Genomic DNA, 19,370 nt, shown 5'->3' on the forward strand with positions numbered 1-19,370 from the left:
CACGCTAGCCCGGCAGGGGGTCTTCCCGCCCCTCGGACGTCCGGCTGACCCGTGCGGACGGGCGGGTAGGTTTCTCCGCATGCCCGCACTGACGGTCGGCTTCGACCTCGACATGACCCTGGTCGACTCGCGCCCCGGCATCGCCGCCGCCTACCGGGCGCTGACCGCCCGGACGGGCGTGCACGTGGACGCTGAGGCCGCCGTGTCCCGGCTCGGCCCGCCGCTGCGTACCGAGATCGCCCGCTGGTTCCCGCCGGAGCAGGTCGACGCGGCCGTCCGCACGTACCGCGAGCTCTACCCGGCGTACGCGATCACGCCCACCGTCCCGCTGCCCGGCGCCCGCGAGGCGATCGACGCGATCCGCGCCCGCGGCGGCCGGGTGCTGGTGGTCACCTCCAAGCTGGGCCGCCTGGCCCGGCTGCACCTCGACCACCTCGGACTGGCGGTCGACGAGCTGGCCGGCGACCTGTTCGCCGAGGAGAAGGCGACCGCGCTGCGCGAGCACGGCGCCACGCACTACGTCGGCGACCACGTGGCCGACATGGTGGCCGCGCGGGCGGCGGGCGTGCCCGGCATCGCCGTCTCGACCGGCCCGTGTTCGGCCGACGAACTCCGCGCCGCCGGGGCGGAGGCGGTGCTGGATGATCTCACCGGATTCCCGGCGGCGCTGGACGGGATGATCCGGCTAGCCTTGGGGCAGTAGACGTCTCAAGCGAAGCAGGGGTTCTCAGGTGCCGACGGGTCGAGTGAAGTGGTTTGACGCGGCCAAGGGATACGGGTTTGTCACCAGCGACGAGGGTGGCGACGTGTTCCTTCCCAAGACCGCGCTGCCGGCGGGTGTCACCGACCTCAAGGGCGGTCAGCGGGTCGACTTCAGCGTGGTGGACAGCCGCCGGGGCGCGCAGGCGATGGGGGTCAAGCTGCTCGACGCCCCGCCGTCGGTGGCGGAGCTGCGCCGCCGGCCGGCCGAGGAGCTGCACGGCCTCGTCGAGGACATGATCAAGGTGCTGGAGGCGAAGGTGCAGCCGGACCTGCGCCGGGGCCGCTTCCCCGACCGCAAGGCCGCGCAGAAGATCGCTCAGCTGGTCCACGCCGTCGCGCGCGAGCTGGAGGTCTGAGGCACCAGCCCGGCGGCGGCGGCCCGACCGAGCAGCGCCTCCACGGCGGCGAACCCGGCGTCCCCCAGGTCGGCGGTGAACTCGTTGACGTAGAGGTCGATGTGTCGGTCCACCACGTCGGGCTCCATCTCCTGCGCGTGCGCCAGCACGTAGTCGCGGCTCGCCGCCGGGTCGGCCCAGGCCCGGCGGACCGACTCGCGGATCCACCCGGCGGCGGCCTCCGGGTCCACCGCGCCGCGCCGGGCCAGGATGGCGCCGAGGGGGATGGGCAGGCCGGTGTCGGCCTCCCACCACTCGCCCAGGTCCACCAGGGCGGTCAGGCCGTGCCGCGGGTAGGTGAACCGGGCCTCGTGGATGACCAGGCCGGCGTCGTACCGGCCGGCGGCCACGCCCGGCATGATCTCGTGGAACGGCACCACCTCGATCCGCGCCGGCGGCCGGTCCGCCGCCCAGAGCCGGAAGAGCAGGTACGCCGTCGTCCGGTCGCCGGGCACCGCCACGGTCGCGCCGGTCAGGTCGGCGCGGTCGGCTCGGTCGGCGCGGTCGGCGTGCCCCGCGCTGCCCGGGCGGTCGGGTCGGCCGGCGCCGTCGCCCCTGGTCAGCACCAGCGGGCCGCAGCCACGGCCGAGCGCCCCGCCGCAGGGCAGCAGGTGGTAGTCCTCCAACAGCCACGGCAGCGCGGCGTAGCTCACCTTCACCAGGTCGAACGCGCCCCGTTCGGCAGCCGTGTTGGTCACGTCGACGTCGGCGTACGTCACCTCCACCGGTGGCGCGTCGGGCACGAGGCCGTGCACCAGGGCGTGGAAGACGAACGTGTCGTTGGGGCAGGGCGAGATCGCCAGCGAGAGCGCCACGCCCCCACGGTATCCCCGCCCGCAGCGGGTCGGCTCCGCCCGGTCCCCGCGACTGTGACCTGCCCCGCGACGTGGATCCGTCCGCGACCGGATCGGGACACACCTACGGTGCCGAGCCGCGTTCCGCTGGCCTCACGGCCCACGGCCCACGGCCCACGGCCCACGGCCCACGGCCCGCGGTGCGCGGCCCACGGCCCGCGGTGCGCGGCCCACGGCCCGCGGTGCGCGGTGCGCGGTGCGCGGTGCGCGGTGCGCGGTGCGCGGCCCGCGGTGCGCGGTGCGCGGTGCGCGGTGCGCGGTGTATCCCGCTGGCGTCAGCCACGGGCCACAGGCACACGAGGCACGGTGTCGAGCGGGTCGTCGGTGGCGTCACCGGGTAACGGTGCCGAGCCGGCACCGTCGGTGGCGTCACCACGCCCGTTCGGCCCTGTCGAGCTGCCCTCACAGATGGGGCACGCCCCCGGCCAGGAGCGCTGGGCCGGTGCGCACCGGTGGTCTCATAGGCGGGGCAGCTCGACAGCGACTGTGCGGTGACTGGGTTGTGGCTGTGAACGGCGACCGGCTGCGCCACCGGATCGGCTGCGGCTGTGGTTGTGGCTGCGCCGGGCCGGGCGCGCTGCGGGCAGATCGGCGCCAGCTCGGCTCGGGCCACGCTGGTCCGCCCAAGAGCATCCGGCTGCACACAACCATGCCGGTTATCCACAGGCTTTTCCACAGGTGGGCGGCTGTTGTTGAAAGTCGGCCCACTCCATGGCGACGATCGAGGTGTGACGGAGCGGAGCGGGCCGATCGACGTGGGGGCGGCGCTGCGCGCACTGCGGCGCCAGGCGGACCTGAGCCAGCGGGAACTGGCACGGCGGTCGGGCGTGCCCAAGAGCACCGTGGCGCGGATCGAATCCGATCCGGGAGCCGATCCGAGGTTGCGGACGGTGGAGCGGTTGGTCCGGGCCGCCGGCGGGGAACTGGTGGTCGGTGTCCGAGACGCCGGGCTCGACATGGCAGACGCCTTCCCAGATGGCATCGCAAGAACCAGCACAAACGGCATCGCGAACGGCAGCACAAACGGCATCGCGAACGGTCCTCCGACCGGCGCTCGGGATGGTGCTCCGGATGGCATTTCGGACTTCGTCGGTGTTGGCGTCGGTGTCGGCGATCGCAACGGCAACGGCAACGGTGGAACGCCGTCCTCGGTCGGGCCGGGCGCTCTCGCGGTGCCGCCGGCCGTCCCGCACGACGGACGACGCGACGAGGGCGGTCGCCGCTATCCCGCGCACCTCGACGTCCGGGAGGTCCGCACGCTGAAGGACTGGCCGGGCGCGTGGTGGGGGCACTGGTACGTACCGCCGGAGCAGTGGCCGGTGCGGGTGCCCGAGCGGACGTACGACCTCGACCGCGGGCGGCGCGACGAGCGACGGGTACGGGAGCGGCTTCGCGCCGCCGTGGAGTTTCGCCGGGTGACCGAGGACGTGCCGGACGGGTGTTGGCGATTCGTGGCCGAACTGCCCGGTGGCGGGCCGGTCGGCGAGTTGCGGGCGCACGAGCGGAGCGAGGATCTGTTGCTGGGTGAGGACGGCGGCGGCCGGCGGGAGATGGTGCTGGACGGCGTGGTGGTGGCACCGCAGCTGCGCTTCCTGGGCATCGGCCGCCGGCTGCTCCAGCTCCTCGCGGAGGAGATGGACAGGATCGGTATCCGCACCGTGCTGGCGACCGCCGGGGCCGGCGGGAGCGACTTCCTGCTCGCCTGCGGCTACGAACTGGAGGCGTACCGACCGTGGTCGCTGCGGCTCGACCGTCGGCCGGCGGTCGCGGGCTGACGGTCCGGCCGTGCGGGAAGGCAGGCCGGGCAGGCCAGACGGGTCAGGTCAGGGCCGCGGCGGCGGTGGTCAGGGCGGCCAGCGCCTCGCGCATGCGCCACGCGTCGCGGTCGCGGGGGCCGATCGGGTTGGAGACGGTACGCAGCTCGACGAACGGGAGGCCCGCCTGGGCGGCGGCGACGCCCACCCCGTACCCCTCCATGGCCTCGGCGACCGCGTCCGGGTGCCGCCGGCGTAGCGCGTCGGTGCTGGCGGCGGTGCCGGTGACCGTGCTGACGGTCAGCACCGGGCCGACGGTGGCCGTCGGAAGCGCGGCCCGCAGCCGGGCGAGCAGGCCCGGGTCGGCGGCGAGCGCGGTGGCGCCGCCCAGCCAGTCCGGGGGCATGCCCAGCTCGTCCACGGGGATGAAGCCGGCCGGCGACTCGGCGCCGAGGTCGGCGGCCACGGACACGGTGCCCAACACCGTGGCGCCCACCTCCACCCGGCCGGCGAAGCCCCCCGCCACACCCGCGCTGACCACGCCGCCGTAGGGCCGGCCGGCGGCCTCGGCGAGCACCAGCAGCCGGGTCGTGGTGGCGGCGGCGACGGCCGGCCCGACCCCCACCGGCAGCACCGTGGTCGTCTGGTCGGCGAGGCCGGCGCGGATCGCCTCGGCCTCGGCGGGGACCGCCGTGACCACCAGCAGGCCGGTCACGAGAGCGGCCCCTGCGGCTCCCGGCGGGTCTCGTCGTCCGTCCCGCCCGGCCCGCCGACGGCCGACGAGGGCCGGTAGATGTGGTAGCCCGGCGGTGCCAGGCCGGGGTCGTCCAGCGGAGAGCCGCCCTGCGCCGGGGCGGGGGAGGTGGGCGTGGGGTCGTGTCGGCGCCCGGCCTCCGGGTCGGGGGAATCCGCACCGTCGGTGCCCGGGGCGCCCGGGGCGCCCGGGGCATCGGGGTCGGTTTCGTCGGTCCCGTCGGTTCCGTCGGTCAGCTCGTCGTCGCCGAGCGGCCGGCCGAGCAGGCGCTCCGCGCGCAGCCGGCCGGCCACCACCAGGCCCCGGGCGGCGGCCACGGTGCCGACGGCGGCGACGGCGGCGATCACGATCCGGCCGTCGAAGGGTACGAGCCCCAGGCCGCCCCCGGCGACGAAGGCGAGCATCAGCACCGTCTCCGAGTGGGCGAAGGAGCTGGCCCGCAGCCGCTCCGGGATGCGTTCCTGGATCGAGGCGTCCACGGCGAGCTTGGCGATGCCGCTGTTCAGCGCGGCGACCAGGCAGAGCAGGGCGACCATGGGCAGCGAGAACTTCAACGCGGCGAGGATCGCCACCCCGGCGACGACGACCATGCCGCTGGACTGGATCGCGGCGGGCCGGTGGATGCGCAGCCGGGTGCCGACCGCGGTGGCCAGGAAGGTGCCCACGGCGAGCGCCGCGCCGACCAGGCCCAGCGCCGCCTCGTCGCCGAGGTCCCGACCGAAGGCCACGGTGGTCAGGTCGCCCGCCTTGATCGCGAAGGCCAGGAAGAGCAGCAGGAAGCCGTAGACCGCGCGCAGCGTCGCGGCGCCGATCAGGGTGGCGATCACGAGTCGGCCCGCCGGCCGCCCCCGGCCCAGCGGGCGGTCCCCGGTGCGGCGACCCAGCGCCCGCAGCGGCCGGGGCACCCGCTCCGGCGGCTCCGAGTCGGCCTTCGGGGGCAGCCGGAGGGAGATCACCATGCCGACCAGGAAGATGACCGAGGCCACCCGGAGCGGCCACTGCGGCCCGAACCAGAAGGCGGCCAGCCCGATCGGGGCGACCAGCGCGCCGGCCACCGTGCCGTAGACGCTGGCCCGGGCGCCCACCTGGGACAGCCCGAGCCCCTCCGGGAGCAGCCGGGGCACGGCCGCCGAGCGGGCCACCCCGTACGCGCGGGAGAGCGCCAGCACGCCGAAGGCCGCCGGGTAGAGGCCGAAGCCGTGGATGTAGTCGGAGATCAGCCAGGCCAGGAAGGCCCGGCCGAGCATGGTGGCGGCCAGCGCGTACCGCCGGCCGTGCCGGAAGTGGTCGAGCAGCGGGCCCACCACCGGGGCGAGCATGGCGAACGGCACCATGGTCACCAGCAGGTAGAGGGCGACCTTGCTGCGCGCCTCGCCGAGCGGGACGTTGAAGAAGATCGTCCCGGCGAGGCCGATGGCGATCAGCGTGTCCCCGGCGCAGGAGACCGCGTGCAGGTCGAAGAGGCGGACCATGCCGACCTCGTCCCCGGCGCCCCGGGCGCGGGCCCGGCCGGCCCGGCGGGTCATCCAGCGCCCACCGCTGACCGAGCCCCGGAACAGCAGGCGGACGGCCTTGATGCCGGTGCCGACGGTCTGCCCGAGCACGGACCGCCCGGAGCGGGAGAACAGCGGCATGCCCACCATCCTTGCCCATCCGGTCCGCGTACGCCGCACCACTGCGCCAGAACGTCCTCGGCGGGTGCCTGTCGGTCGGCCGTACGCATGGGGAACAATGGTCGGGTGACCAGGCCCGCCTCCGCCCGCGCCGCTCGTCTCGACCAGGTCTGCGCCGCCGCCGTCGAGGTGGCGCGCGACGCCATCACCGAGGTCGACGCCTCGGACATCGGCGACCACCTGCAGGCTGTTGCGGAGGGCGACCGGCTCGTCACCCACTACTTCGAGTGCCGGCTCGCCGGCTACCGCGGCTGGCGGTGGGCCGTCACCGTCACCCGGGTGCCCCGCAGCCGACACGTCACCGTCTGCGAGACGGTGCTGCTTCCCGGCGCGGACGCGATGCTCGCGCCCGGCTGGCTGCCGTGGCAGGAGCGGCTCAAGCCGGGTGACCTCGGTCCCGGCGACCTGCTGCCCACGCCGGCGGACGACGAGCGGCTCCAGCCCGGCTACGTGCTCTCCGACGACCCGGCGGTCGAGGAGACCGCCTGGGAGCTGGGGCTCGGCCGGGCCCGGGTGCTCTCCCGGGAGGGGCGCAGCGAGGCCGCCCAGCGCTGGTACGACGGCGACCACGGCCCCTCCGCCGCGATCTCGGTCGCCGCTCCCGCCGCCGCCCGCTGCGGGACCTGCGGCTTCTACCTGCCGCTCGCCGGCGCCCTGCGGCAGTCCTTCGGCGCCTGCGGCAACTTCTACGCCCCCGACGACGGCCGGGTGGTCAGCGCCGACCACGGCTGCGGCGCGCACTCGGAGACCCTGATCGAGGCCGCCGACACCCCGGTCGACGAGATGCCGACGGTCTACGACGACAGCGCGGTGGAGCCCGTGTCGGTCAGCCGGGCTCCGGGCTCGGTGGAGGCCGCGGAGCCGGCGGAGCCGTACGGCCACCCCTGACGGGACCGGCCGCGGCGCCGGGCCGGCGGATCGGCGTCGGCGCAGGTCAGTGGCCGGCGCGGCGGCGGCGTCGGTTGGCGTCGTGCCGCATCATCACGGCGAGACCGGGGAAACCCCACAGGAAACCGGCCAGGCAGATCCACAACCAGTCCTGGTGACCGTGCGCGGTCAGCCAGTCGCGGAAGAAGACGAGTAACGCCAGCCCGGCGAGCGCCCAGGCCGCCATCCCGGCGAGGGCGAACGGAACCATCGGCGGGTCGAGCGGCTCGGGTCGCGGCGGCTGCTCCTTCGGCACGCGGCAAGCGTACGCGATCAACTTTCGCTGCTGGCCCGTGATCTGCGACGATGCGGCGCGACAACGGAAGATCACCTGCGAGGACCTGATGGCAGTAGCTCCACCCGACAACGGCACACCACCCGATCCGGCTCACCCGCGTAACGGTTTCGACCGGTTCTTCGAGATCTCCGCCCGTGGCTCGACGATGAGCCGCGAGGTGCGCGGTGGCCTGGCGACCTTCTTCACGATGGCGTACATCGTGGTGCTCAACCCGCTCATCATCGGTGGTGCCGTCGACGGCGACGGCCAGAAGCTCCCCATCCCCGCCCTCGCGGCGGCCACCGCCCTGGTCGCCGGCCTGATGACGATCCTGATGGGCGTCGTCGGCCGGTTCCCGATCGCGCTCGCCGCCGGTCTCGGCGTCAACGCGCTGGTCGCGTACGAGATCGCTCCGGAGATGACCTGGGCGGACGCGATGGGCCTCGTGGTGATCGAGGGTGTGATCATCGCGGTGCTGGTGCTGACCGGCCTGCGTACGGCGGTGTTCCGCTCGGTGCCGACGCAGATGAAGACGGCGATCGGCGTCGGCATCGGCCTCTTCCTGACCATCATCGGGCTGGTCGACGCCGGCTTCGTCCGCCGCGTCCCGGACTCGGCGAACACCACCGTCCCCGTCGGCCTGGGCTTCGACGGCACCCTCGGCAGCTGGCCGATGCTGGTCTTCGTGGTGGGCCTGCTGTTGACCGTGGTGCTGCTGGTACGCCGGGTCAAGGGCGCGATCCTGATCGGCATCCTCGGCTCCACCGTGCTGGCGGTCGTCGTCGAGGCGGTGGCGAACATCGGGCCGTCCTTCGTCGACGGCAAGCCGAACCCGAAGGGTTGGGCGCTGAACGTCCCCGAGCTGCCGAAGACCTGGCTGGACGTGCCGGACCTGTCGCTGCTCGGCAACTTCAACGTGTTCGACTCGTGGAGCCGGGCCGGCTGGCTCGTCGTCCTCATGTTCGTGTTCACCCTGCTGATCACGGACTTCTTCGACACCATGGGCACGATGGTCGCGGTCGGGCAGGAGGGGAGCATGCTCGACGAGCGGGGCACCCCGCCGCGGGCCAAGGAGATCCTGCTGGTCGACTCGATCGCGGCGGCGGCCGGCGGTGCGGCGAGCACGTCGAGCAACACGTCGTACATCGAGAGCGCCGCCGGTGTGGCGGAGGGCGCCCGTACCGGCGCGGCCAACCTGGTCACCGGCGGCCTGTTCCTGCTGGCGATGTTCCTGGCGCCGCTGGTCGTGGTGGTGCCGTTCGAGGCGGCCTCCACCGCGCTGGTGGTGGTCGGCTTCCTGATGATGACCGCGGTGCGGACGATCGACTGGTCCGACTACGAGATCGCCATCCCGGCGTTCCTCACGATCGTCCTGATGCCCTTCACGTACTCGATCTCCAATGGCATCGGCGCCGGCCTGATCACGTACGTGGTGGTGAAGCTCGCCAAGGGCAAGGCCCGGGAGATCCACCCCCTGCTGTACGGGGTGGCCGCCCTCTTCGTGCTGTACTTCCTGCGCGGGCCGATCGAGTCCCTGGTGCTCTGACCACCCTCCGCTCCGGGCCGGTGACCGAATCGGGTAGCCGGCCCGGAGCAGGGCAAACTTCTCGTGAGCATGGTCATATCGCAGCTCATTAGCAAGGCTCATTAGTTAAGCTAACTATCGTGACGGAGCGGACGGTGACGGCGAAACGCGTGCCACCGGCGCAGCTCGCACCACAGCTGCGTGATGCGATCACCCGACTCAACCGACGGGTCCGCCAGGCCCGGCCGGTCGGCGACCTCACGGTCACCCAGCTCTCCGCGCTCACCAGCCTCCGGCTGGCGGGCGCGTTGACGCCCCGGGAACTGGCCGACGTCGAACGGGTGCAGCCGCCGACGATGACCAAGATCGTCGCGAAGTTGGAGGAGCGTGGCCTCGTGCAGCGCACCCCCCATCCGACCGACGGACGGCAGGTCATCCTCGCGGCGACAGAGGGGGGACGGGCGGTGCTCGACCAGTTCGAGCGCGTCCGCGACGAGTGGCTGGCCCACCGGCTGGCCGAGCTGACCGAAGCAGAACGGGACACCCTGCGGCAGGCCGCCGAGATCCTTCAGCAGCTCGCCCGCGCCTGACCCGCGCGCCTCGCACCACCGCGCCGTCCGCTGTCGATGACGCGTACGACCGCGAGGAGGCGCACAAAGAGTGCAGGCGAAGCTGAGCACGATGTTCCAGTCCCTACAGGTCCGCAACTACCGGCTCTTCGCATCCGGGCAACTGATCAAGCTGATCGGTGTCTGGATGATGTTCATCGCCCAGGACTGGCTCGTCCTCGAGCTCTCCGACAACTCCGCTACCGCACTCGGCGTGGTCACCGCCCTACAGTTCGCTCCCGTCCTGCTGCTCACCCTGCTCTCCGGGCGGCTCGCCGACCGTTACGACAAGCGGATGCTGCTCTTCGTCGCCAACGCGTTCTGGACCGTGCTGGCGCTCGCGATGAGCCTGCTGGTGATCACCGGCCTCGTTCAGCTCTGGCACGTCTTCGCGTTCGCGGCCCTGCTCGGCGTCGCCAACGCCGTGGAGACCCCCGTTCGGCAGGCGTTCGTCTCGGAACTGGTCGGCACGTCGCTGCTGCCGAACGCGCTCTCGCTGAACGCGGCCGTGTTCAACTCCGCCCGGATCGTCGGGCCGGCCGTCGCCGGCCTGGCCATCGCCGCGTTCGACGTGGGGCCGGTCTTCCTGTTCACCGCGCTCAGCTCGATCGCCCCGCTGGTCAACGTCGTCCGGATGCGCCCGGCCGAGCTGCACCGGGAGGCGCTGCCGCCGCGCGACGAGCGGGCCTCGGCCAAGGTCGTCGACGGCCTGCGCTACGTCTGGCGCCGCCCCGACCTGCTGCTGCCGATGGCGGTGATGTCGGTGATCGGCATGTCGCTGTTCAACTTCCAGCTCACCCTGGCCGCGCTCGCCAAGACCGTGTTCCAGACCGGGGCGGCCTCGTTCGGGCTGTTCAGCACCGCGCTGGCGGTCGGCGCGCTGGTCGGGGCGCTGGCCGGCACCGGGCGGCGCAGCCGCCCGTCGGTCTGGGTGGTGCTCGGCGCCGCGGTCGGCTGCGCCAGCTTCGGCACGCTGGTCGGGCTCGCGTCGGCGTACTGGATGGTGGTGGCGCTCCTGCTGCCCACCGGGTTCTTCATGGTGTTCTTCGCCCAGGCCGCCAACCAGCGGGTCCAGCTCGGCACGGACGCCGCCTTCCGGGGCCGGGTGATGGCCCTGTGGGTGCTGGTGTTCCTCGGCACCAACCCGGTCGGTGCGCCGCTGATCGGCTGGGTGGCGGAGACCTACGGCGCGGGCGCCAGCATCTGGATCGGCGGGCTCGTCTCGCTGGCCACCGCCCTGATCGCGCTCACCTGGCAGCTCCGCCGCGCCGGCGCCCGGCTGCGCTTCCGCATCCTGCCGATGCCGCGCTTCTACGTCACCTCCACCGACTGCTGACCGCCCTCGCCGCCCGGGGTGGGACGATCCGTCCCATCCTGCGGATGGCGTGGATGCGGCCAATCCGGTGGCGGCCCGGGGGGATCGGGCTTAGCGTCGATGCGTGGAGGTCGGACGCGGGGTGCTGCTGGTCCTGGCCTTCGTGGGCGTGGCCAGCCTGCCGGCGGTGATCGCCGCGGTCTTCTGCGCCGACGAGATCATCGACCGGGTCGCCTGCGGGTGGGCCGAGTGGCGTGAGCGCCGGCGGGAGCGGCGCACCATCGCCCGGCTGGACCGGGCCGTCGAGGCCGACGCGCTGACCCGCGACATCGACCTCACCGACTTCGACCGGCCCGACCGGCGCCCGCTGGAACAACTCGCCGCCGACCTGCGCCGCCTGCGCGGCCAGGGCGCCAGCACCGACGGCCGACAGCCGGTCTGGCACGGCACGGTGCTCCGGGCGTACGACGACCGGCTCCGGCTGGCCTGCCGGGCGCTCGGCGTCACCGAGCACCTGACCGAGCTGGAGGGCGTCGACCTGGAGCTGGAGCGGGTCCGGGTGGAGGGCCTCCTGCACGCCGCCGGGCTGACCCTGCCCGCCGCCCGGGCCGGTCACCGGCAGCGCCACCACTGAGCGGCGGGCCGGCGTGAGGCTCTTCGTCGCGGTCTACCCGCCGTCGGAGGCGATCGCGCACCTCGGCGCGCAGGTCGCCCGGTTGCGGGTCGGCGCGGCGGCCGCCTCCGGGATCAACGTCCGGCTCGCCGACCCGGCCACCGCCCACGTCACCCTCGCCTTCCTCGGCGACGTCGAGGCGGACCGGCTGGTCGACGTGGCGAGCGCGCTGGGGCTGGCCGCCGAGTGGTCCCGGGAGGGCCGTTCCGCCGCGCCCCGGCTCCGGATCGCCGGCGGCGGGCGTTTCGGGCGGGGCCGGTTCACGGTGCTCTGGGTCGACCTGCGGGGCGAGGTGGAGCAGCTCCAGATACTGGCCCGGCTGATCCGCTCCCGGCTGCGGCACGCCCGCCTGCCACACGACGAGAAGCCGTTCCGCCCGCACCTGACGGTCGCCCGACCCGGTGACCGGGTGCCCGACGTCGACGTGGCGGCGGACCTGGCGACCCTGGACGGCTACGAGGGCCCGGCGTGGCCGGCCGCCGAGATGGTGCTGATGCGCAGCCACCCCGGCCCCCGCCCCACCTACGACCGCTTGGCCGCCTGGCCCATCTGACCGCCCGGCCGCGCCAGCCGATGGCCGGCGTGGCTCGTCTGACCGCCCGGCCGCGCCAGCCGATGGCCGGCCTGCCCCGTCTGACCCCGACCACGCCAGCCATTGGCCGCCGGTGCCCAGGTGACCGCCCGGCCGCGTCAGCCCGGGTGGGCGCCGCCGGCCCCGGCGGCGCCCACCCGTGAAGCCGGCGGTCGCCTGCCGCCGGCTCCGCCGTGGCGCGTGGCTACCAGGCCCAGGCCTCCGGGCCGGGGCCGCCGTTGCCGACGGGCGGGAAGAGCTGGTCGAGCCGGGCGAAGGCGTCCTCGTCGAGGCTGACGGACAGGGCGCCCAGGGAGCGGTCGAGCTGGTCGGCGGTGCGCGGCCCGATGATCGGGGCGGTCACCCCCGGCCGGGACAGCAGCCAGCCGAGCGCCACGTCCGCCGGGTCGTGCCCCAGCTCGCCGCAGAGCTTCTCGTACGCCTCGATGGTCGGCCGATGCTCGGCGAGCGCGTCGGCGGAGCGGCCGCTGGCGCCGCGCGCGGCCCCGCCCTCGGCCATCTTCCGCAGCACCCCGGCGAGCAGCCCGCCGTGCAGCGGCGACCACGGGATGATGCCGAGCCCGTGGTGCTGCGCGGCGGGCACCACCTCCAGCTCGACGTGCCGGGTGAGGAGGTTGTAGATGCACTGCTCCGAGACGAGGCCGAGGAAGTGGCGCTTCGCCGCCGCCTCCTGCGCCACCGAGATGTGCCAGCCGGCGAAGTTGGACGACCCGACGTAGAGCACCTTGCCCTGGGCGACCAGGGTCTCCATGGCCTGCCAGATCTCCTCCCACGGCGTGGCCCGGGAGACGTGGTGCATCTGGTAGAGGTCGATGGTGTCGGTCTGCAACCGGCGCAGCGAGTCCTCGCACGCCCGGATGATGTGCCGGGCGGACAGGCCCTGCTCGTTGGGCCACTCGCCCATCTTGCCGTAGACCTTGGTGGCCAGGACGACCTTGTCCCGCCGGCCGCCGCCCTGGGCGAACCAGCGGCCGATGATCTGCTCGGTGATCCCCTCGCCGGTCTGCCAGCCGTAGACGTTGGCGGTGTCGAAGAAGTTGATGCCCTGATCGAGGGCCCGATCCATGATCGCGAAGCTGTCCGGCTCGGTCGTCTGCGGCCCGAAGTTCATGGTGCCGAGGCAGAGACGGCTGACCGACAGGCCGGTGCGGCCCAGGTTCGTGTACTCCATACGGCCACCCTGCCACGGCGGCACTTCGAGTGCCTCGCGTCGACTCCGGCGAACGCTCGCCGCCGGAGTCGACGCGTCAGGAGGACTCGCGGGCCGCCGGCCCGCTGCCGAAGAGGACGTCGTCCCAGCTCGGCAGGCGCTTGCGGGGCTTGCCCCCGGCCTCGGCAGACTCGGCGGCCGAGGCCGCCGGCGCGCCCGTGCGGCGGGGCCGGAGCACCGCCAGGGACGGCACGGCCGGCACCTCCTTGGGCGCGTCCGAGTCGTCGTCGAACGCGGAACCCTGCCCGCCGCCGAGCAGCGCCGCCGCGCCGCCGCCGACCGGCCGCTGCCGGGGCGCATCCTGCCCCGCCAGGGCAGCCGGGGAGCGCGGGTCGAGCCCGCGGCCCGAGGTCGAGCCGAGCGGACGGTCGAGGGAGGCGAGCAGGGCGTCCCGCCCGGCCCGGATCGGGTCGCGGCCAGGCCGGCTGTGCTCGGCCGGCGCCGGCAGGCCGTGCCCGCCCCGGCTCGGCTCGCCCCGCGACGGGCCGGGCAGCGCGTGACCGCCCCGCTCCGGCGCCGGCTCCTGCCCGAGGATCGGGGTGGGCCGCTCGGCGCACAGGTATTGCGCCATGTCGTCGTGCGGGGTGACCGCCTGCCGGGTCTTGTCGAGATCCCAGACCGCCTGCGCGGTCGCCTTGCCCGACGGCCAGGTCGCGACGATCCGCCAGGTGCCGTCGTCGCGGCGCCACGCGTCCCAGGAGATCTTCTCGGTGTCGATCCCGTGCTGGGCCAGCCGGCCGTTGACGACCTCGGCGAGCGGGGTCGGCTTCTCCGCGCCCTTGAGCCGGGTGCGCCGGGCGTGCTGGGCGAGCATGGCCCGCTCCTGGAGCACCGGGCCGGCGTAGCGCAGCACCCGGTCGACGGGCACGCCGGCGATCCGGGCGACGTCCTCGGCGGACTCGCCGGAGCGGATCTTCGCCTGGATGTCCCGTGGGGAGAGCGAGGGCACCGGGTCGGCGGAAGCCGCCGGGGCCACGGCGAGCGGCGGGGCGCCGGGCTCGGCGTGCAACGCGCCGGCGATCCGCTCGTCGATGGGCAGGGCGAGCAGGCGCCCGACCTCGTCGGCGAGCACCAGGGCCTGGCCGTCCTCGGAGAGGGCGACGAAGCGTACTGGGCGCATAGCGTTGCCTCCGTCCCGCTTCGCTGGCCGTCACGCCACGAGCCGGCCACCCGGGCGTCTCGCACCACCGTACGCGCATCTTCCCTGAGGTGGGGGATGCGACACCCGCATGTCGTGACTGAGCTGCGGCGATGATCACGTTCGGTGGCCGCCGTACGGGCCGGCGGCCACCGAACGTGACGGCGACCTAGAGCCGCTCGACCACGTAGTCGATGGACGCGGTCAGCGCCTCGACGTCGGCCGGCTCGACGGCCGGGAAGAGCGCGACCCGCAGCTGGTTGCGGCCCAGCTTCCGGTAGGGCTCGGTGTCCACGATGCCGTTGGCGCGCAGCGCCTTGGCGATCGCGGTGGCGTCGACCCCGTCGGCGAAGTCGATGGTGGCGACCACGTTGGACCGCAGCGCCGGGTCGGCGACGAACGGCGTCGCCACGTCGGAGCGCTCCGCCCAGCCGTAGACGATCGCGGCGCTCTCGGCCGTGCGCTTGGCCGCCCAGGCCAGCCCGCCCTGCGCGTTCATCCAGTCGGTCTGCTCGGCGGCCAGGAAGATGGTGGCCAGGGCAGGGGTGTTGTAGGTCTGCTCCAGCCGCGAGTTGTCGATCGCGGTGACCAGGTCGAGGAAGGCCGGGACGTAGCGGCCCGACGCCTTGATCTCGCCGGCCCGCTCCAGGGCGGCCGGGGACATCAGGGCCAGCCAGAGACCCCCGTCGGAGCCGAAGCACTTCTGCGGGGCGAAGTAGTAGACGTCGGTCTCGCCGACGTTGACGTCGAGCCCGCCGGCGCCGGAGGTGGCGTCGACCAGCAGCAGCGCGCCCGGGTCGGCGCCGGCCACCCGGCTGATCGGCACCGCGACGCCGGTCGAGGTCTCGTTGTGCGGGGTGGCGTAGACGTCGACCCCCGCCTCGGCCACCAGGCTCGGGGCGGTGCCGGCCTCCGACTTGCGGATGGTGGGCTCGCCGAGGAAGGGGGCGTCCTTGACGGACTTGGCGAACTTCGCGCCGAACTCGCCGAAGCTGGCGAACTGCGCCCGGTCCCGGACCAGGCCGAACGTCGCGACCTCCCAGAACGCGGTGGTGCCGCCGTTGCCGAGCACCACCTCGTAGCCCTCGGGCAGGGAGAAGAACTCGGCGATGCCACGGCGCAGCCGGGCGACCTGGTCCCGGACGGTCTTCTGCCGGTGGGAGGTGCCCAGGTAGCTGGTCGCCACGTCGGCGAGGGCGGAGACCGCCGCCGGACGGACCTTGGACGGCCCGCAGCCGAACCTTCCGTCGGCGGGCTTGAGGTCGTCGGGAATCCGGATGGTCGGTGCGTCAGCCACGGTTGTCGAGATCCTTCCGCATGGGCGAGGGCGGGCCCGGTCTGCAGGCGGGCGCGGATCGACGGCGGACGCGCGCGGGCGCGCGGGGCGGCCGGGATCCGGGCCCGGTCCGGCGACTCTGCCGGCCTTCATCCTCCCACCCGGGCCGGCCTGCTCGGCGGCTGGTCCCACACCCGGTCGTGAGTCATCCGCCACAACACGCGCCGCCCAGGTGCAAGGAAGGGCCCCTTCCTATGCACGAGGCGATAAGAAGGTGCCCTTCCTTACATCTCAGACGCCGTGCGGGATGGCGTCCCAGCCCTCGACGTCGCTGGGCTTGCGGCTGCCCGGGCCGACGTAGCGGGCCGACGGGCGGACCAGCCGCTGGAGCTTCTTCTGCTCCAGGATGTGCGCGCTCCAGCCGCCCATCCGGGCGCAGGTGAACATCGAGGTGAACATGTGCGCCGGCACCTCGGCGAAGTCGAGCACCACGGCCGACCAGAACTCGACGTTGGTGGCGAGCACCCGGTCCGGGCGGCGGGCCTGCAGCTCGGCCAGCGCGGCCTTCTCCAGCGCCTCGGCGATCTCGAAGCGCGGCGCGCCCAGTTCCTTGGCGGTGCGGCGGAGCACCCGGGCGCGCGGGTCCTCGGCCCGGTAGACCCGGTGGCCGAAGCCCATCAGCCGCTCGCCCCGGTCGAGGACGCCCTTCACGTAGCCCTCGGCGTCGCCGCTGCGCTCGACCGCCTCCAGCATGCTGAGCACGCGGGAGGGGGCGCCGCCGTGCAGCGGGCCGGAGAGGGCGCCGATGCCGGAGGAGATGCAGGCCGCGGCGTCGGCGCCGGTGGAGGCGACGATCCGGGCGGTGAAGGTGGAGGCGTTCAGGCCGTGCTCGGCGGCCGAGATGAAGTAGGCGTCGACGGCCTTGACGTGCCGCGGGTCCGGCTCGCCGCGCCAGCGCTTCATGAACCGCTCGACGATGGTGGACGCCTTGTCGATCTCCTTCTGCGGCACCGCCGGCAGGCCGAGGCCGCGGGCGGACTGGGCGACGAAGGACAGTGCGGTGACCGACACCCGGGCGAGGTCCTCGCGGGCCTGCTCGTCGGAGATGTCGAGGAGCTGGTCGAGGCCCCAGTAGGGCGCGAGCATCGCGACCGCGGACTGCACGTCCACCCGGATGTCGCCGGAGTGCACCGGCACCGGGAACGGCTCCGCCGGCGGCAGGCCCGGGCCGAACCGCCCGTCGACCAGCAGCGCCCACACGTTGCCGAAGGAGACCTGGCCGATCAGATCCTCGATGTCGACCCCGCGATAGCGCAGCGCGCCGCCTTCGCGGTCGGGTTCGGCGATCTCGGTCTCGAAGGCTACGACGCCCTCCAGTCCGGGTTTGAAATCGGCCATGTCATCTCTCCTGGGTCTGCTCGGTGCGCCCGGCCAGCCCTCACCGGCCAGTCGGCCGAGCGCCCCAGGCGACCCTCATCAGGGATGTGTTCGTGACATCTTGCCTGCTGGGTACCGGATCCGCGACCCGCTGCGACTGTGCTGCACGCGACATCCCCCGCCCGGGGCGGCCCGGACTCGTCGGCGACACTGGGCGGTGCGGGCTGGCCTGCTCGGAGGGCGTGGGCCGGGTCGACGGGGAGGGAGAGAAAGTGACGGGCGACACAGTGCCCCCGTCCGCGATGCGTAACGAGTACGCCGCGGACCTGGGCCTTTCCGAGGCGGACCTGGCCGCCGACTGGCACACCCAGTTCGACCGCTGGTTCGCCGACGCGGTCGCCGCCGGGCTGCCCGAACCGAACGCGATGGTGGTCGGCACCGCCGACGCCGCCGGCCGGCCGAGCGCGCGGACGGTGCTGCTCAAGGGGTACGACCCGGAGGGCTTCGTCTTCTTCACCAACTACGGCTCCCGCAAGGGCGCCGAGGCGGCCGCCAACCCGTACGCGAGTCTGGTGTTCCCGTGGTTCCCGATGCAGCGGCAGGTGGTGGTCGCCGGTCGGGTGGAGCGGGTCGACCGGGCGGAGACCGAGGAATACTTCGCCAGCCGGCCGCGCGGCTCCCAGCTCGGCGCCTGGGCCAGCCCGCAGTCCCGCGTGGTCCCCGACCGGGCGGCGCTGGACGTGGCGTACCGGGCGGCGGCGGAGCGGTTCGCCGAGGTCGAGCCGATCCCGGCGCCGCCGCACTGGGGCGGGCTGCGGGTGCGGCCGGATTCCGTGGAGTTCTGGCAGGGCCGGGCCAGCCGGCTGCACGACCGGCTGCGGTTCCGGCGTGCCGGGGACGGGGAGTGGACCGTCGAGCGGCTGGCTCCGTGACCCAGCTCCAGGAACCCCGGCCGCGCGGGCTGCGCCGGTTCGCGATCGACCTGCGCCCGCTGGCCGAGCCGGCGTACCGGCGGATGTGGCTCGGCAACGGCATCGCGATGTTCGGCATGCAGTTCACCGCGGTGGCCGTGCCGGTGGAGATGTACGCGCTGACCGAGGACTCGCTCTGGGTCGGGCTGATCGGCATCGCGGCGTTCGTACCGCTGCTGGTCTTCGGGCTCTGGGGCGGCGCGGTGGCCGACGCGCGCGACCGGCGCATGGTGCTGCTGGCCACCTCGGCGGTGTTGTGGGCGTCGACGCTCGGCCTGCTGGCGCAGGCGCTGCTCGGGGTCGGCAGCCCGCTGCTGCTGCTGGTGCTGGTGGCGGTGCAGTCGATCGCCTTCGCGATCAGCTCGCCCACCCGCAACGCGATCCTGCCCCGGCTGGTGCCGCTGGACCTGGTGCCGGCGGCGAGCACGCTGAACTTCACCACCTACACCGCGGCGGCGGTCTTCGGGCCGCTGGCCGCGGGCCTGATCTTCGCCCGCTGGGACACCGAGGTCGGCCTGCCGATCGCGTACGCGCTCGACGCCGTGCTGTTCACCGTCGCCGTCTGGGCCACCTTCCGGCTGCCGGCGATGCCGCCCGAGCCGGACCCGGACGGGGGCGACGCTCCCCGGCGGGCCGGGCTGGCCAGCATCGTCGACGGGCTGCGCTACCTGTCCACCACGCCGGTGCTGCTGCTCTCCTTCGCCATCGACCTGATCGCGATGGTGCTGGCCATGCCCCGTGCGCTCTTTCCCGAGATCGCCGAGGAGCGGTTCGGCGGCGGGGCGGCCGTCGGCTGGCTCTACAGCGCGATCGCGCTCGGCGCGATGCTCGGCGGGCTCAGCTCCGGCTGGATCGGCCGGCTGCGCCGGCAGGGCCTGGCGCTGGTGGCGGCCGTGGTCGCCTGGGGCCTGGCCGTGGCGGTGGCCGGGCTCGCCGGCCAGCTCTGGCTGATGGTGCTGCTGCTCGCGGTGGCCGGGGCGGCCGACCTGGTCAGCGCGGTCCTGCGGCAGTCGATGCTGCTGGTCTACGCGCCGGACCGGATGCGCGGCCGGCTCATGGGCGTCAACACGGTGGTCATCGCGGGCGGTCCGCGCCTGGGTGACCTGCGGGCCGGGGCGGTCGCGGCCGGGTTCGGCGGCGGGGTCGCCTGGGTCAGCGGCGGGCTGATCTCGGCGGCGCTGGCGGTGCTGCTCGCGGTGGCGTTCCCGGCGTTGCTGCGCTACCGGGCGGCGTCCGCCTCCGGCTCTGAACGGGGCTGACCGGCCGGGTCGGGGCGAGCGACCGCACGG

General features: G+C 74.1%; 19 protein-coding genes. 11 read left to right on the forward strand and 8 right to left on the reverse strand.

Going from position 1 to position 19,370, the window contains the following annotated elements; genetic code table 11:
- Positions 1–79 precede the first annotated feature (79 nt).
- The gene (locus ACZ6Q9_RS13095) at positions 80–703 is read left to right on the forward strand and encodes an HAD family hydrolase (RefSeq protein WP_393453324.1); all 624 of its coding nucleotides are present in this window, start codon (positions 80–82) and stop codon (positions 701–703) included.
- A gap of 28 nt (positions 704–731) precedes the next feature.
- Positions 732–1,118: a cold-shock protein gene (locus ACZ6Q9_RS13100; protein ID WP_393257809.1), complete on the forward strand. Its 387-nt coding sequence runs from the start codon at positions 732–734 to the stop codon at positions 1,116–1,118.
- Here ACZ6Q9_RS13100 and ACZ6Q9_RS13105 read toward each other — a convergent pair.
- Positions 1,079–1,972: a 1,4-dihydroxy-6-naphthoate synthase gene (locus ACZ6Q9_RS13105; protein ID WP_393453323.1), complete on the reverse strand. Its 894-nt coding sequence runs from the start codon at positions 1,970–1,972 to the stop codon at positions 1,079–1,081. The genes ACZ6Q9_RS13100 and ACZ6Q9_RS13105 overlap by 40 nt on opposite strands.
- Before the next feature lie 767 nt (positions 1,973–2,739).
- Here ACZ6Q9_RS13105 and ACZ6Q9_RS13110 point away from each other — a divergent pair.
- Positions 2,740–3,786 (forward strand): GNAT family N-acetyltransferase, encoded by a 1,047-nt coding sequence (locus ACZ6Q9_RS13110; RefSeq protein WP_393453320.1) that lies wholly within the window; start codon positions 2,740–2,742, stop codon positions 3,784–3,786.
- Positions 3,787–3,829: 43 nt separating this feature from the next.
- Here the strand turns inward: ACZ6Q9_RS13110 and ACZ6Q9_RS13115 are convergent, their stop codons facing one another.
- Complete coding sequence (locus tag ACZ6Q9_RS13115; protein WP_393453317.1) at positions 3,830–4,480, reverse strand: futalosine hydrolase; 651 nt, start codon at positions 4,478–4,480, stop codon at positions 3,830–3,832.
- A complete protein-coding gene (locus ACZ6Q9_RS13120) occupies positions 4,477–6,153 on the reverse strand; it encodes an MFS transporter (protein WP_396828462.1) in 1,677 nt (558 codons plus the stop codon). Before ACZ6Q9_RS13120 ends, ACZ6Q9_RS13115 begins: the two co-directional genes overlap by 4 nt.
- Before the next feature lie 87 nt (positions 6,154–6,240).
- Between ACZ6Q9_RS13120 and ACZ6Q9_RS13125 the strand changes: the two genes are divergently transcribed.
- Positions 6,241–7,080, forward strand: a complete 840-nt coding sequence (locus ACZ6Q9_RS13125) for a DUF3027 domain-containing protein (RefSeq protein WP_393257820.1) — start codon at positions 6,241–6,243, stop codon at positions 7,078–7,080.
- A 46-nt stretch (positions 7,081–7,126) separates the two neighbouring features.
- On the opposite strand, the gene ACZ6Q9_RS13130 is transcribed toward ACZ6Q9_RS13125, so the two are convergent.
- Positions 7,127–7,375, reverse strand: coding sequence for a DUF2530 domain-containing protein (locus ACZ6Q9_RS13130; protein WP_396828460.1), 249 nt, complete (start codon positions 7,373–7,375; stop codon positions 7,127–7,129).
- Between the two features lie 88 nt (positions 7,376–7,463).
- Between ACZ6Q9_RS13130 and ACZ6Q9_RS13135 the strand changes: the two genes are divergently transcribed.
- The 5 genes from ACZ6Q9_RS13135 to thpR all read left to right on the forward strand — a co-directional run bounded on the left by ACZ6Q9_RS13135 (position 7,464) and on the right by thpR (position 12,070).
- A complete protein-coding gene (locus ACZ6Q9_RS13135) occupies positions 7,464–8,942 on the forward strand; it encodes an NCS2 family permease (RefSeq protein WP_396828459.1) in 1,479 nt (492 codons plus the stop codon).
- A 119-nt stretch (positions 8,943–9,061) separates the two neighbouring features.
- A complete protein-coding gene (locus ACZ6Q9_RS13140) occupies positions 9,062–9,511 on the forward strand; it encodes a MarR family winged helix-turn-helix transcriptional regulator (RefSeq protein WP_350686624.1) in 450 nt (149 codons plus the stop codon).
- A gap of 70 nt (positions 9,512–9,581) precedes the next feature.
- On the forward strand, positions 9,582–10,865 hold the full coding sequence (locus tag ACZ6Q9_RS13145; protein ID WP_357452896.1) for an MFS transporter: 1,284 nt from the start codon (positions 9,582–9,584) through the stop codon (positions 10,863–10,865).
- Positions 10,866–10,968: 103 nt separating this feature from the next.
- On the forward strand, positions 10,969–11,478 hold the full coding sequence (locus ACZ6Q9_RS13150) for a hypothetical protein (protein WP_393453308.1): 510 nt from the start codon (positions 10,969–10,971) through the stop codon (positions 11,476–11,478).
- A 13-nt stretch (positions 11,479–11,491) separates the two neighbouring features.
- On the forward strand, positions 11,492–12,070 hold the full coding sequence (gene thpR / locus ACZ6Q9_RS13155) for an RNA 2',3'-cyclic phosphodiesterase (protein ID WP_393453305.1): 579 nt from the start codon (positions 11,492–11,494) through the stop codon (positions 12,068–12,070).
- Between the two features lie 223 nt (positions 12,071–12,293).
- Here the strand turns inward: thpR and ACZ6Q9_RS13160 are convergent, their stop codons facing one another.
- From ACZ6Q9_RS13160 to ACZ6Q9_RS13175, 4 genes are all read right to left on the reverse strand, one after another.
- Positions 12,294–13,280, reverse strand: coding sequence for an aldo/keto reductase (locus ACZ6Q9_RS13160; RefSeq protein WP_396828454.1), 987 nt, complete (start codon positions 13,278–13,280; stop codon positions 12,294–12,296).
- 76 nt (positions 13,281–13,356) lie between these two features.
- On the reverse strand, positions 13,357–14,439 hold the full coding sequence (gene sepH, locus ACZ6Q9_RS13165; protein ID WP_393453299.1) for a septation protein SepH: 1,083 nt from the start codon (positions 14,437–14,439) through the stop codon (positions 13,357–13,359).
- Positions 14,440–14,626: 187 nt separating this feature from the next.
- Positions 14,627–15,754, reverse strand: coding sequence for a phosphoserine transaminase (gene serC / locus ACZ6Q9_RS13170; protein ID WP_393257839.1), 1,128 nt, complete (start codon positions 15,752–15,754; stop codon positions 14,627–14,629).
- Between the two features lie 270 nt (positions 15,755–16,024).
- Positions 16,025–17,131: a citrate synthase 2 gene (locus ACZ6Q9_RS13175; RefSeq protein WP_350685273.1), complete on the reverse strand. Its 1,107-nt coding sequence runs from the start codon at positions 17,129–17,131 to the stop codon at positions 16,025–16,027.
- Positions 17,132–17,412: 281 nt separating this feature from the next.
- Here ACZ6Q9_RS13175 and pdxH point away from each other — a divergent pair, with 281 nt between their 5' ends.
- Together pdxH and ACZ6Q9_RS13185 are read left to right on the forward strand one after the other, a co-directional pair.
- On the forward strand, positions 17,413–18,042 hold the full coding sequence (gene pdxH / locus ACZ6Q9_RS13180; protein WP_393259180.1) for a pyridoxamine 5'-phosphate oxidase: 630 nt from the start codon (positions 17,413–17,415) through the stop codon (positions 18,040–18,042).
- Positions 18,039–19,340, forward strand: coding sequence for an MFS transporter (locus ACZ6Q9_RS13185; protein ID WP_396828452.1), 1,302 nt, complete (start codon positions 18,039–18,041; stop codon positions 19,338–19,340). The genes pdxH and ACZ6Q9_RS13185 overlap by 4 nt, the downstream gene beginning before the upstream one ends.
- Positions 19,341–19,370: the final 30 nt, after the last annotated feature.

Source organism: Micromonospora sp. NPDC049139 (assembly GCF_055586845.1).